This is a genomic window from uncultured Campylobacter sp. (assembly GCF_938030785.1).
GTDB lineage: Bacteria > Campylobacterota > Campylobacteria > Campylobacterales > Campylobacteraceae > Campylobacter_B.
On sequence record NZ_CALHIK010000118.1, the window covers coordinates 1 to 13,965 of the forward strand.

Genomic DNA, 13,965 nt, shown 5'->3' on the forward strand with positions numbered 1-13,965 from the left:
AAAAATGATTTAAATCTTTTCAAAAAAAGATTTGGCTACCAAATTTTAGGAGGAAGAACTCCGTGCTATAGTTTTAGAGAGGATTTGGTTGGAGGACTAATTGACTTAAAATTTCGTTGGTGGTCCTTTGACTTTAAGCCTTTTGCTAATAATATTTCTTTGAAGTATGGCGATGATAAAATTATAGCAATGCCGTCAAATATAAGTGGCGATGCTTTTATATATGGAGGAAATGCAATAAAAAGTAAAATTAAACACTTGCTAAATATCGTAAAGATAGAAAAAATGATGAAAAGTAGATATGTGATTAGTATAGCGGAGCATTTTATGAATGCTAGACCAGATGGAAAGAGGCAAACACCAAATGTTTATAATGATATAAATTCTTTAGATTTTCTCTTCGGCTATTTAAGGAATAAAGATGTTTGGTATGCTACTTTTAGTGAATGTGCTAATTATTACGAGAGCTATAATAATACCTATATTTTAGATATGGGCGATGGAGCGTTCGAAATAAAATATAAAGGTGACTGGAAAATGTTTCTAACATTTATCTCGGATAATAGATATTTACAAAACATACAAACTAAAGAAATTTATGAAGGCTTTATGAAAAATAATAGATGGCTTTTTAATGATTTAAAAATAGGAAAGTATAAAGTATATAAGGAAAGTTAAATGATAAGAATTTTGAAGGAATATAATAATAAAGATTTAAATTTGTTTTCTAGTAAAGAGTACTTGTCTGCTCAGTCAAATGACTATGGATGGTTTGTGGACGATAATTTTATTTTACCGTATTTTATTTGTAAAAAGTTATTTTTTAGATATATGATCTTTCCCTCTGAAACAATATATCTAAAAAATAATATAGCATTGGATGATGAAAAATTTTTTTTAAATAAAGTTATAGAAAAAATAGCGAAAGAATTAAAATATGTTGATTTTATATTAAGAGCGCCTAGTAATGTTGTTTTTAATACGGTTCCTGATGATGCTATATATTGTAAATTCGGTTCTTTGCCAGTAAATCTACTTCAGGATAAAGATGTTCTCTTTAAAAATATGCATCAAAAACATAGAAATGCCATAAACAAAGCCCAAAGAGATGGTGTGCAAATCAATAAAGGCATTCAATACAAAAACGATACTTTAAATATGATAGATTGTACTATGCTAAGGCGTGGTTTTGAGTCTGCATCAGAAAGTATAGATAATGAACTAAGAGGAGTGGGTGCTAATTTAGAATTTTATGTATCAGAATATGACGGAATAGCTCAAGGCGGCGCTATTATTGGATTGGATAATAAAAAAGCGTATTATTTGTATGGCGGTAGTATTGAAAAACCCCATCAGGGAGCCTTAACATTAATGCATTGGCAAATTATCAATGATATGAAAGCAAAAGGTCTTGATGAATATGTTTTTGTGGGAGCTAGAATTAATGTAAAAAAAGATAGCTCAATATTTGGAGTGCAAAGATTTAAAGAGAGATTTGGTTCGGTTATGAAAGTGGGTTATATGTGGAAATTCCCAATTAAGCCATTTAAATATAAACTATATATTTTGCTTAAATATATTAATAGCATAATGAAATTTAAAAGATATACAAAAGATTTAATTGAAGAAGATAAAAAATACAATACAGAGTCTGCATAGAGAAATGTTAAATAGATCTTTTAGAACAGTGTCGATATATATATTTTTTTTAATCCTCGAAAAAGGGACGAATGTAATATTCTTCTCATATTTGGCACATTATTTTAGTGTGAGCGAAATGGGAAGATATAATATGTATATAATAGTTTATACCTTTGCATCCTTTTTTTGCTCATTAGAGATAAAATCCGGATACACAAAGTATTATTATGAATATAATGATAATATAAAACAGGACGAGCTTTTCTTTAGCATTATAAATTTTACTTTTATATTGCATATCACGTTTGGCTTTATTTTTATCGCCATCTTAAAATATTTCTTAAATTTAGATTTTTTACTATTTTTCGCTTTTATATTGTTATCATTTTTTGATGTTATATTATATCTAATGCAATGTAAAAAAAGATTCTTAGAACAAGATTTCCATTATGGCATAATTGTTGCATTAAAAGTTATTTTTACTGTTTTTTACTTTTTCTTATTAAAAAGTATTTTTAATAATTCAATAGATTCAAAATATATTATATATTCTATGCTTTTTTCATATATTACAGTATGCATCTTAATTGTTAGGCGATGGAGGTTTTGTATAGATTTTAATATAATTCGAGAGATATCCACTTTTTCATTAAAAATATTGCCTGGAAATCTTTGTGTATATTTAACCTCTTTTGCGCCACAAATTGTCATGAATATTTTTTCATTTAATCAAAATTTGATTGGAACATTTTTTGTCTATCAAAAAATGGCGTCAATGTTATTTTTATTATTTGAGCCCTTTTATTTGTTTTTTTCACAAAAGTTTTTTAAGCATTATACCGATAATAATTTTTTCATATCTTACCAAAGAATGTTTTTTATAATAATATTATTATTTGGTTTTTTAATGTCCATTTTTATTATATTTTCTGAACAGATTATATCAATATTCGCCGGTGAAAAGTATATAGAATTTAAAAATTCTCTGTTAGCTTTTTTGATTAGTGGGTATTTTTATATTATTTCTAGAATATTGGCTTTAAATATAAATATTTCTAGCAAAAATCAGTATTGCTCTTATATAGAAATTTCTGTATGTGCTCTTTCTATAGCTACATTAACCATAAGCTCTTATTTTTCTAATTTTTTAATACTTATTTATTCTGTTGCATTTATTTCGTTCGTAAATTTTTTATCTTTTTTAATTGTTGCAAAAAAGATAAAGCCAAAATTTTTTATAGGCTACTTGCCTTTTTGCGTTCAACTAATTATCCCATGTATAATCTTTTTTTTAAAGAGTTTTTATGATTTTAGAATGTTGGATAAAATTTTTATATGTTTGTTGTTGTTTATATTATATGCGCTGAGGCTATCTTTCGTGCTTAAAAAGTCATTTATAGGTATAGCAAAATGATGTTATCATACTATTTTAAAAAGATAAAAGTTATTGGTTTTGGAGAGGTGATTAAAAAAATATTTTTTAAGGTATTTAAAAAGATTAATGATCGCATTCAAAAGTGGACATATATGAAAAAGGGTGCCCGCACAAATTTTAACATTCCGATCATAAAAGCTAGCTACATAAATATAAAAGAGCTCGACCTGTCAAATATCGATCCGGATGTCGCAAAATATCTATCTAAAATGTACACCGAGCATAAATTTGATCTACTCGGTAGCGGCTGGGTAAAAAATAGCTATGATAGCGCGGCGCTCGGGCTAGAGGGCTACAAATACGATATGAATGTCGCGGCGCCTGCGAGTGTGCCCGAAGGCTACGAACCGATCGATTGGCAGAAGGATTTCAAAAGTGGTTTTCGATGGAGCGAGAAAAAATGGTACAAAGATCAGCGCATAGCCCATAAGCTCGGCAGTGATATAAAGGTGCCGTGGGAGCTTGCGAGGTTTCAGCACTTGCCGCAGCTTGCTATTTTTGCGATGGCGGATCCAAATTTGCAAGAGCGAAATTTAAAGGAATTTAAAAACCAAATTTTAGATTTTATCAGCAATAATCCGCCTAGAATGGGCGTAAATTGGACCTGCACGATGGATGTTGGCATCAGGATTGCCAACATGCTGGTGGCTTACGATATGTTTTGCCAGATGGATGAGGGCGGAATTTTAGATCAAAATTTCAAGCAAACCTTTTCAAATAGCGTCTACGAGCATGCGCTTCATATCGTAAATAATCTGGAATATTCGCCGCATCTTACGTCAAATCACTATCTAAGCGACATCGCGGGCCTGCTGCAAGCTTGCGCGTATTTGGATGGCGGCCGCGAGACGGACGCGTGGCTAGCATTTGCCGCGCAAGAGATAATCTGCGAAATGAAAAAGGAATTTTACGAAGACGGCGGAAATTTTGAGAGCTCTACGAGTTACCACCGCCTAAGCGGCGAGCTAATGGCGTATTCCACAGCTCTGATACTGGGTCTAAAAAGCGAGAAAATTTCATCGTTAAAAAATTACGACGCAAAGCTTTGGCGCAAAAAACCGAAGCTCTTGCCGCCCGAGGAGCAGGAATTTAAAATTCTAAACGATCAAATAGCGCTGCCGCAGTGGTTTGTGGATAGACTGTATAAAATCGGCAGGTTTACTGCCGACATTACAAAGCCAAACGGCGAAGTACCGCAATTCGGCGATAACGACAGCGGTAGGTTTTTTAAATTTAGCCCAAACGGCGAGTTTTTGAGCAACGAACAGGCCGTACGAAAATATCTAAATTTGAGCGGCTTTGCGGACGATAACGAGCCGTTTTGGGATGAAAATATCTTAAATCACTCGGCGCTAATTAGCTGCATGGGCGGGATTTTTGACGACGAGATATTTAAAAACGATATGCGCTTTGAGAGGAGTTTTACGAGAGCTCTTGCGGGATGCACGCTGCAAGCGGGCGATAGAACATACAAAAGCCAGGTCGTCTCGGGCGTGAAATTCGGCGAACTGCCGCACCGAAAAAGCATGAAATTTAAAATTTCAAACTCGCAAGAGATCAAAAATCTATTTTATCCGGACAGCGGAATTTTTATCTTTAAGTCCAATAAATTTTACCTCGCCATATGCGCTACGCCGCTTGGGCAAAGGGGTCACGGTGGGCATACGCACAATGATAAGCTGGGCTACGAGCTGTGGATAGACGGGCTGGATATAGCAAGAGATCCAGGTTCATATCTTTATACGCCGCTCCCCGGCAGAAGAAATGAATTTAGAAGTGTCAAGGCACACAACGTGCCGATTATAGGCGATTTGGAGCAAAATAGTTGGGGCGAGGGAGCGATAGGATTATTTGGGATGTTTGCAGAGTGTAGATGCGAAGTGGCAGATTTTGGAGAAAAATTTATAAGCCTCGCCGCAGAATACAAGGGCGTAAAAATTATTAGAAAATTTGAGGTAAAAGAGGGCAGCCTAGAGATTATCGATATAGCAAATAGGGAATTTTATTATAGTAAATTTGAGTTTTATTCAAATGGATATGGAAAGTTGGTTAAAATCGGTGTAGCCAATGGATAGTAGTATTATAGTAAATAATAATTTTAATTTATTAAGATTGATAGCCGCGCTCCAAGTTATGTTTGTTCATGCAAATGGTTATTTAGCAGATAAAAGCGATTTGTCTCAGAATATAACTAGTATACTAAATTTTAGCGGCGTAACTGTATTTTTTCTGATTAGCGGTTTTTTAATAAGTATGTCTTATGCAAAAAATCAAGATTTAAAAACTTATATTAAAAATAGAATTTTAAGAATTTATCCAGGGCTTTATATTAATATTTTTATCGGTATAGTAATTTTATCTATTTTTATAGATTTAAATTTTGACTTTAATTTTTTTAAATGGCTTCTTACTCAAATCAGCTTTTTACAATTTTATAATTTTGAAGCCAGTAAGGCTTTTGGTACGGGTGAGATAAATGCGCCGCTTTGGACGATCTCGATTGAGCTAGTATTTTATGCTATCTTGCCCATCGTTTTTCTTATAAATAAAAAGACTAAGAAAATACTACCTTGCATTTTTCTGATCTCAATACTATTTTTTATATATAATTCTAGTAGCGATAGAAATTTATTTATCAATAAACTTATTAATGTATCTCTGGCGCCATATTTATTTGTATTTTTAATTGGCTTTTATTTTTATATCTATTTTGATTTATTTCATAAATATATAAAGAATAAATTCTTTATATATTTTGCTACTTATGTTATCGGTAGAATTTGCATCCATTATTTTAATAATATTTTTTTAGATATATTTGTAAATTATTTTATATTCTCATTTCTGGTTTTTTCTTTTGCTTTCAGTTTCGAAGGTCTCGATAAATTTTTGCGAGGAAATGATTTTACATATGGTATTTACATATACCATATGTTTTTTGTAAATATTTTTGTCCAAATAGGTAGTGGGGCGGGCAGCATTTATGTAGTATATGTCGCTATTTTGTCTATATGTTGCGCTATAATCAGCTGGTTTTTTGTAGAGAAACCGTGTTTAAACTTAAAAAGTAAAAGCTTATATCGCAGTAGGATGAAAAATGTCTAAAAAAATACTATGGTGCGGAAATTCTTATTATGGATCTCCATTTAAGGTAGGTTGTAATTATTATAGTGAATTATTGGCAAAGCATGGAAATAAAGTTTTATTTGTCGCGCCGCCCATTTCCCCCTTTCATAATAAGATCAACGAAGCCACTAGGTTGGCTCAGTCAAAAAAAGGTGTGCATGAAATTTGTAAAAACTATTTTATATATACCCCATTTGCACTTATTCCGCCGTTTAAAAAGCTGCCGTCCCAATTTTATTGGATTATAAAAATATGGCATATTTTTACCTTACCGAATTTTAAAATTATGCTTAAAAATTATGATTTCTTAAATGTAGATATTTTAGTGATAGATAATTTCGTATTTCTGCCTTTAATAAACATTATAAAATATAAGAAGTTGATCGTTAGGGTTACTGATAGGCTTGAAGGTTTTGGCGTAGGAGCGGCAGCTATCAAGGCAGAGGAGCATCTAATAAAAAAAGCAGATAAAGTAATATATACATCATCTAATCTCAAAAACTATATAGAAAAATTTAATAAAAATTGTCTCTATCTGCCAAACGGAGTTGATTTTAATAAATTTCAAAAAGAATACGATAAACCGGATTTTTTTTACACAATTACAAAACCAGTTGCTGTTTATGTGGGCGCTATAGAAAGCTGGTTTGACTTCGGTCTATTAGATTATATCGCCGAAGAGCTAAAAGATGTGCATTTTTTAGTAATTGGAGCTATAAAATTTAAACCCGACAATTTTGATCAAATACGATCTAGAGAAAATATTACGTTTTACGGCAAGGTCGATAATGATTTGATTGCCTCTTTTTTGCAATTTTCAGATGTCGGTATAATCCCGTTTAGACTGGATATGGATTTGGTTCATTCTATAAGCCCTCTAAAACTATATGAGTATTCTGCGGCTGGACTTCATACGGTAGCAACTAAATGGCAAGAGTTAGAGCAGCTTAACAGTCCTACTTTATTGGCAAGTTCAAAAGAGGACTTTGTAAGATATATAAAAAAATCTCTAGATTTAAGTAAAAGCGACAAGACTGAAATTTTAAATTTTGCCAAGGATAATGATTGGAGAGAAAAGATACGACATATCATTTAAAATTAGATATAATTTCATTTATAATATTTTTAAATTTAAACGATGAGGCAAAACGAAAGTAATAAATGCAGTATAAAAAGTTAGTAATTGATTTTCGTATGCATAAAGCATCCGGTATAGGTACATATATCAAATCACTACTGCCTTTTTTGGTGGAAAAATTTGAAGTTATTCTGCTTGGTAGTAGAGCCGAGATGCAGGACTATGCGTGGAGTAAAAGTGTTCAAATTTTAGAATGCGAATGCAAAATTTATTCTGTAAAAGAGCAGCTTGAACTGCCTTTAACAATTCCTGAATGTGATATTTTTTGGTCTCCACATTTTAATATCCCAATCCTGCCGATAAGAGCAAAATTTAGAGTGGTTACTATCCACGACGTATTCCATTTAGCCTTCTACGATACGCTAAATTTTATGCAGAAAATATATGCAAAAACGCTTTTTAATCAAGCACTAAGTCGAAGCGATATAGTTCTTAGCGTTTCAAATTTTTCGCGGAGTGAAATATTAAAATACACTAAAACCAGCAAAAATATTTTGGTTGTGCCAAATGCAATAGATGAGAAGCATTTTAATCGCTATTACGATTCAAATGCCTTAGAAGAAGTGGCAAAGGACTATGGTCTTCCTGATGATTTCGTTCTATTTGTGGGAAATGTTAAACCGCATAAGAATTTAAAGAATTTATTATTTGCATTAGAAAAGACGAATCTAAATTTGGTTATAGTAGGTAAAAAGGATGGCTTCATAACGGGCGATAGCACTATTTCTGAGATTATTCGGACAAAAAATCTAAGTGATCGCATATTTTTTACGGGCTATGTTAAAGACGCGGATATCGCCGCTATTTATAATTTGGCGAAATTATTCGTATTTCCATCGCTATACGAGGGTTTTGGTATTCCGCCGCTTGAGGCACAAGCGTGCAGTTGTCCGGTCGTTTGCTCAAATGCTGCGAGTTTGCCTGAAGTGTGCGACGATAGCGTTGTTTATTTTGATCCGCATGACGTAGAAGATATGAGAAATAATATTCAAACCGTTTTAAACGATAAAAATTTACAAAACGAGCTTCGTATTAAAGGCCTTGAGAATATAAAAAGATTCGGCTGGGAACGCTCTGCAAAACAGATTATCGAAATAATGGAGAGTTTGGGATGAAAAAAGCCCTTATCCACGACTGGTTTAGCGCCTATGCGGGTGCGGAGAAATGCGTTGAGAGTTTTACTAATATATGGGATGATTTTGAAATTTACAGCCTCATTGACTTTTTAAGCAATGCCGACCGAGATAAAATTTTAAAAGGCAAGCGCGCCCATACGAGCTTTATCCAAAAGCTACCATTCGCAAAGGACAAATACCGCAACTACCTGCCGCTATTTCCGCTTGCGATCGAGCAGTTTGATCTGAGCGGATACGACGTCGTGCTATCTAGCTCGCATGCCGTCGCAAAGGGGGTGCTGACGCACTCAAATCAACTTCATATCGCATATGTGCACACGCCGATCCGCTACGCGTGGGATCTGTATCATCAGTACTTGCGCGAAAGCGGGCTAGATCGCGGTCTAAAGGGCATGCTGGCGAAGTATTTTTTACATAAAATTAGGCTTTGGGACGCAAGCACCGCAAACCGCGTGGATCACTACGTCGCAAACAGCCGCTACATCGCGCGCCGTATCAAAAAAACCTACGGCAAGCCCAGCGATGTCATCTATCCGCCTGTGGACGTGGATAAATTTACTCTGTGCGAAGCCAAAGAGGAGTTTTACCTCACCGCCTCGCGCATGGTTCCGTATAAAAAGATCGATCTCATCGTAGAGGCGTTTTCGCAGACGGATAAGAAGCTGCTCGTCATCGGCGGCGGCCCCGATATGGCGAAAATCAAGTCAAAGGCGGGCAAAAATGTCGAGCTTTTGGGCTTTGCGAGCGATGAAATAATGGCGGATCTCATGGGGCGGGCTAAGGCGTTTGTTTTTGCCGCCGAGGAGGACTTCGGCATTACGCCGGTGGAGGCGCAGGCATGCGGTACGCCGGTGATCTGCTTCGGGCGCGGCGGCGCCCGCGAGACGGTGCGCGATGGCGAGAGCGGGCTGTATTTTATGGAGCAAAATACAAAGGAGCTACTCGCCGCCGTAGCTAAATTTGAGCAAAATTATGATAAATTTGAGCCTACAAAAATCAGAGAAAATTCTTTAAAATTTTCGCGCGCGCGCTTTGAGGCCGAGATCAAAAGCTACGTCGAGAAAAAATATGAGGAATTTAAGGACGGCCTAAATGACTAATATAATCCTGAGCGGCGGCAGCGGCACGAGGCTGTGGCCCATCAGCCGCACGCTTATGCCAAAGCAGTTTGTGCGCCTCTTCAGCGACCGCTCGCTTTTTATGATGAGCTACGAGCGAAACTCCCCTCTATGCGAGCGCACGCTCGTCGTCTCGAACGAGCAGCAGTATTTTTTGGCGCTCGATCAGCTTGAGGCCCTGGGCGCGCGCGGCGTGAAATTTCTACTCGAGCCCGTCGGCAGAAATACGGCTCCTGCGATCGCACTTGCATGTTTGAGCCTAAAAGCCGAGGAGATCGTTTTCGTAACGCCGAGCGATCATCTAATTAGAAATGAGGTGGCGTATAAAAACAGCGTTTTGCGCGCGCATGAGCTTGCAAAACAGGGGTTTTTGGTAACGTTTGGTATCAAGCCCACGGAGGCAAATACGGGCTACGGCTATATCGAAGCAAGCGGCGAGGACGTGTTAAAATTTCACGAAAAGCCAGAGCTTGCGGCAGCGCAAAGCTACATAGCGGCGGGTAATTTTTACTGGAACAGCGGCATGTTTATGTTCAAAGCGGACGTATTTTTAAGCGAACTAAAGGCGCACAGCCCTGAAATTTACGAAGCCTGCGTCCGTGCGCACGAAAATTCTAACGCTGAAAATCCGATTAGAATTAAACTAGGCGATATGCAAGAGATCCCTGCAGATAGCATCGACTACGCGGTTATGGAGCACACGAGCCTCGCTAAGGTCGTGCCCGCAGACATCGGCTGGAGCGATCTGGGAAGCTTCGATAGTTTAGACGCCGAACTGCCTAAAGACGCGAACGGCAACACCGCTGGCGAGCAAAATATCACTCTAAATTCCAAAAACAATCTCATCATCGGCTCGGGCCGTACGATAGCCGCCGTAGATGTCGAGGATCTCGCTATAGTAGATACCAAGGACGCTCTGCTCGTATGCAAAAAAGGCTCTACCCAAAAGGTAAAGCAGGTGGTGGAGCGGCTGAAGGATAGCGATTTGGCGCGCGTGCATGTAACGACGCACCGCCCGTGGGGCAGCTACACGGTGCTCGAAGATGAGCGCGGCTACAAGATCAAGCGCATCGTCGTTAAGCCCGGCAAGCGGCTATCGCTGCAGAAGCACTACCATCGCAACGAGCACTGGATCGTCGTTAGCGGCACTGCGACTGTGACCGTGGGCGAGCGAAATTTCTTGCTGCGCGAGAATGAATCTACGTTCATTAGAATGGGCGAGGTTCACCGCCTCGCAAACGAAGGCAAAATCCCCGTCGTGCTAATCGAAGCTCAAGTCGGCAGCTATACCGGCGAGGACGATATAGTGCGCCTGCAAGATGATTTTAATAGGAGTTAGGATGAAAAAGCAACTCTGCGTTTTGATAATCTTGGCGGTCGATATTTTCGGCATCTGGCTTTGCTTCGGGCTTGCCGTGGTGCTTAAAAATTTGCTTTACGGCGATAATGTGCTGCTGGACGTCGGCAGGTATCAAGGCTTTGCGCCGTCCTACGTCATAATGATATTTCTATTTTTCTATCAGGGGATCTATTCGAGGCGGTATGATTTTTGGCACGAGAGTAGAATTTTAGTAAAAAGCTGTTTTTTGGGGCTTTTGCTAAGCCTCGCGCTGCTTGCTTTAATCAAAGTCAATTATGAATTTTCGCGCGCCAGTTTTATTTTGAGCTTTGCCTTTATGGCGGTGGTTTTGCCGATTTTTAAGCTCGTAACGAAAAAGAGGCTTTTTAAATTTGGCCTATGGCAGAAGAGGGCGAAAATTTTAGGTGAGGGCGAGGAGTTTGAAAGCGCTGTTTTAGGAAGCACATATCTTGGGTATGTAAGAGCGCTAGGCAGGGATTACGACGTACTATTTATCGGCGGAAGCAGGCTCGAAGCGAGCGCTTTAAACGAGCTCATCGAGAGCAACATCAGGGAAAATAAAGAAATTTTATTTACCCCGGTGCTGCGTTCGTACGACTTCACGCAGACCTATATTTACAGCGTCTTTGCCTCGCGCACAAGCCTCTTTGCGATACGAAATTCTTTGAAAAGCCCTTTAAATTTAGCTCTTAAACGCGGGCTTGATTTGGCGCTTATCATTTTGGCGCTTCCTTTACTGGTGCCGATTTTCGGCGTAATCGCGCTGATGATGAAGCTAAAAGAACCGGAGGGACGCATATTTTTTTCGCATCAAAGAATGGGATTTGGCGGCAAGCCGTTTGGATGCCTGAAATTTCGCTCGATGAAAGAGAACGGGGACGAAATTTTAGCTCAGTATCTAAAGCAAAATCCGCAAGAGGTGGAGTATTTTGAAAAATATCACAAATACGAGCACGATCCGCGTATCACAAAGCTGGGCGATTTTTTGCGCAGAAGCTCGCTAGATGAGCTTCCGCAGCTGATCAACGTCCTAAAGGGCGAAATGAGCATCGTAGGTCCTCGCCCGTGCGCGCAATACGAGCGCAAAGATATGGGCGAATATGCCGATCTCATACTCGCCGTCAAGCCCGGCATTACGGGGCTTTGGCAGGTGAGCGGGCGCAGCGACGTGGATTTTGCGACCAGGGCGGACATGGATACGTGGTATATGAAAAACTGGTCGATCTGGAACGACATCGTTATTATCTTAAAAACCTTCAAAGTCGTTTTGGCGCGCGAAGGGGCGAGTTGATCGTTATGTAGCCTTGAATATATGGGCTCTTTATTTTTAGATAAATTTTACTTGATTTCTGCTTTCGTACGAATACTGCAATGTAAAATTTAAGCAAGACAGATAAATTTTACTCTTGCTTTCTTTGCGCCGACGTATTTTAAAATTTTAAAATTCCTATCTCACAAAAGCCGCAGCTATTTTAAAATTTAGAGACTCTACGGATAAAATTTTGATCTGTTTGAGGGATGGTGCCCGGTAAAATAGATAATGGAAATGAACTATTCGGAAATCACACTATTTCAAATACCATCTACGGATACACAGACAAAAAAGCGACCAACGGCTATGAGGCCCTAAAAGCCTATGATCTAAATGGCGACAACGCAATAGACGAAAAGGACGAGATATTCGATAAGCTTAAAATTTGGAAGGATAAGAATTCTAACGGCATTACCGACAAAGGAGAGTTAGGCTCGCTTTCGGATAATAATATCAAAAGTATCGATCTAAACTATAAAGAGATAACGATAGACGAGAATTCTAATACCATAAAGCAAAGCTCTAAGGTTGCTCTTATCGATGAGCTGATCTATAAATGGGCGGAAGTGAGCAAAGCGGCTAAAGACTCACGGGGGAATATATAGATGCTAGAAATTTTAGTGTCGCATAAGAGGCTAAGGAATTTATAACTGCTTAAGTAAGGTGGATATAGAATTCGCAAAAGCAACCAAATCAAGGTGAGAAAAGGATTGAGATTTTTATAACATTCACTGCCCACAGATTGCTTCGCTTGCAAAGTTCGCCTGCAATGACGAGAAAAGCAAAGAAAACGGAAGGATAAAATTTGGAAAATTTTGAAAACTGGAATAAAAATGTTAAAAAACGGGATTTAAACTCAAACGAAAACGCAAATTTAAACGATTTCAATCAAAGAGACTACGATAAAGAACCGATCGTTATTAAAAATCCTTATGAATTTTTTCTAGCGAATTTGTTCTTTTTTTCGCATACTGGAACATTTTTTATTTTAGGAACTTATGCAGGTTATGCAGGTTATGTGCAATTTTCTGAAATTAAAAATGTTAATATAGGGTTTTTTGGTTTTTTAGGGTTTTTTTGGTTTTTTGGGGTTTGCATATTGTTGCTACATTTTATTATTATATTATCAAAAACAAATGTGAGACAAAATTTACAAATAAAACGATAGAATTTATCATAAATGGGGAAGTTAAAAGGGTTAAAAATTTGAGTGATTTAATTCCATTTGAAAGAACATTTAATCTTAGAGTTTATATACCAATTGCTACAATTTTTATGCATTTAATAATTATTTTTGCAGTTATAATGGGCGAAATTATGGGTGCAAAAATATTTTGGTTTTTTATAGCATATCATATTATTTGCTTTTGTTTAAATTTTTTATTTAAACTTATTTTTCATTTGATTTTAGGCGGTAATTTAAAAGAATTTTCATTATTTCCTGCTTTTACTATTTATCATTATGAAGTTTTGGCTTCTGCATTTAGCAGAGCTGGTTCCTCCAAATGGAACGATATGCGAGGTAAATTTCACATGATTTATATTATTAAACACCAAGACTATTTAGAATTACAAAAATATTTTTCTAATAAGAAACATATTAATTTGAATTCGGTTAAAAAGAGCTTTTTAGCTATTTAACCAAACAAAGGAGACACAACGAGCAGAGAAAGTGTTGCTAAAATCGAGCTAGATACAG

Annotated in this window: 12 protein-coding genes; all 12 read left to right on the plus strand. The window is 37.0% G+C overall.

The features are described from left to right. Positions 1-678, plus strand: a 678-nt coding sequence (locus tag Q0438_RS06620; RefSeq protein ID WP_299189111.1) for a hypothetical protein, incomplete at its 5' end; no start/stop codon positions are given. Further along, positions 679-1,659, plus strand: coding sequence for a peptidoglycan bridge formation glycyltransferase FemA/FemB family protein (locus Q0438_RS06625; protein ID WP_297950371.1), 981 nt, complete (start codon positions 679-681; stop codon positions 1,657-1,659). It abuts the gene before it with no gap. A 1,509-nt stretch (positions 1,660-3,168) separates the two neighbouring features. Beyond that, a complete protein-coding gene (locus Q0438_RS06630; protein ID WP_299189118.1) occupies positions 3,169-5,151 on the plus strand; it encodes an alginate lyase family protein in 1,983 nt (660 codons plus the stop codon). Next, entirely contained in the window at positions 5,144-6,181 is a 1,038-nt protein-coding gene (locus Q0438_RS06635; RefSeq protein WP_299189121.1) for an acyltransferase, read from the plus strand. The genes Q0438_RS06630 and Q0438_RS06635 overlap by 8 nt, the downstream gene beginning before the upstream one ends. Beyond that, the gene (locus Q0438_RS06640; protein WP_299189123.1) at positions 6,174-7,298 is read left to right on the plus strand and encodes a glycosyltransferase; all 1,125 of its coding nucleotides are present in this window, start codon (positions 6,174-6,176) and stop codon (positions 7,296-7,298) included. Before Q0438_RS06635 ends, Q0438_RS06640 begins: the two co-directional genes overlap by 8 nt. A gap of 65 nt (positions 7,299-7,363) precedes the next feature. Then, positions 7,364-8,455, plus strand: coding sequence for a glycosyltransferase family 1 protein (locus tag Q0438_RS06645; RefSeq protein WP_299189137.1), 1,092 nt, complete (start codon positions 7,364-7,366; stop codon positions 8,453-8,455). After that, positions 8,452-9,576, plus strand: a complete 1,125-nt coding sequence (locus Q0438_RS06650) for a glycosyltransferase family 4 protein (RefSeq protein WP_299189146.1) — start codon at positions 8,452-8,454, stop codon at positions 9,574-9,576. Before Q0438_RS06645 ends, Q0438_RS06650 begins: the two co-directional genes overlap by 4 nt. After that, positions 9,569-10,933 (plus strand): mannose-1-phosphate guanylyltransferase/mannose-6-phosphate isomerase, encoded by a 1,365-nt coding sequence (locus tag Q0438_RS06655; protein WP_299189148.1) that lies wholly within the window; start codon positions 9,569-9,571, stop codon positions 10,931-10,933. Before Q0438_RS06650 ends, Q0438_RS06655 begins: the two co-directional genes overlap by 8 nt. Before the next feature lies 1 nt (position 10,934). Continuing rightward, complete coding sequence (locus tag Q0438_RS06660) at positions 10,935-12,245, plus strand: sugar transferase (protein ID WP_299189151.1); 1,311 nt, start codon at positions 10,935-10,937, stop codon at positions 12,243-12,245. 230 nt (positions 12,246-12,475) lie between these two features. Continuing rightward, complete coding sequence (locus Q0438_RS06665) at positions 12,476-12,871, plus strand: hypothetical protein (protein ID WP_299189154.1); 396 nt, start codon at positions 12,476-12,478, stop codon at positions 12,869-12,871. Between the two features lie 200 nt (positions 12,872-13,071). Beyond that, on the plus strand, positions 13,072-13,434 hold the full coding sequence (locus Q0438_RS06670; RefSeq protein ID WP_299189167.1) for a hypothetical protein: 363 nt from the start codon (positions 13,072-13,074) through the stop codon (positions 13,432-13,434). Between the two features lie 38 nt (positions 13,435-13,472). Beyond that, positions 13,473-13,907, plus strand: a complete 435-nt coding sequence (locus Q0438_RS06675; protein WP_299189174.1) for a hypothetical protein — start codon at positions 13,473-13,475, stop codon at positions 13,905-13,907. Positions 13,908-13,965 lie beyond the last annotated feature (58 nt).

Coding starts and splice junctions, on each gene's coding strand:
- Q0438_RS06625 (WP_297950371.1), top strand. CDS start 679: ATGATAAGAATTTTGAAGGAATATAATAATAAAGATTTAAATTTGTTT.
- Q0438_RS06630 (WP_299189118.1), top strand. CDS start 3,169: ATGAAAAAGGGTGCCCGCACAAATTTTAACATTCCGATCATAAAAGCT.
- Q0438_RS06635 (WP_299189121.1), top strand. CDS start 5,144: ATGGATAGTAGTATTATAGTAAATAATAATTTTAATTTATTAAGATTG.
- Q0438_RS06640 (WP_299189123.1), top strand. CDS start 6,174: ATGTCTAAAAAAATACTATGGTGCGGAAATTCTTATTATGGATCTCCA.
- Q0438_RS06645 (WP_299189137.1), top strand. CDS start 7,364: ATGCAGTATAAAAAGTTAGTAATTGATTTTCGTATGCATAAAGCATCC.
- Q0438_RS06650 (WP_299189146.1), top strand. CDS start 8,452: ATGAAAAAAGCCCTTATCCACGACTGGTTTAGCGCCTATGCGGGTGCG.
- Q0438_RS06655 (WP_299189148.1), top strand. CDS start 9,569: ATGACTAATATAATCCTGAGCGGCGGCAGCGGCACGAGGCTGTGGCCC.
- Q0438_RS06660 (WP_299189151.1), top strand. CDS start 10,935: ATGAAAAAGCAACTCTGCGTTTTGATAATCTTGGCGGTCGATATTTTC.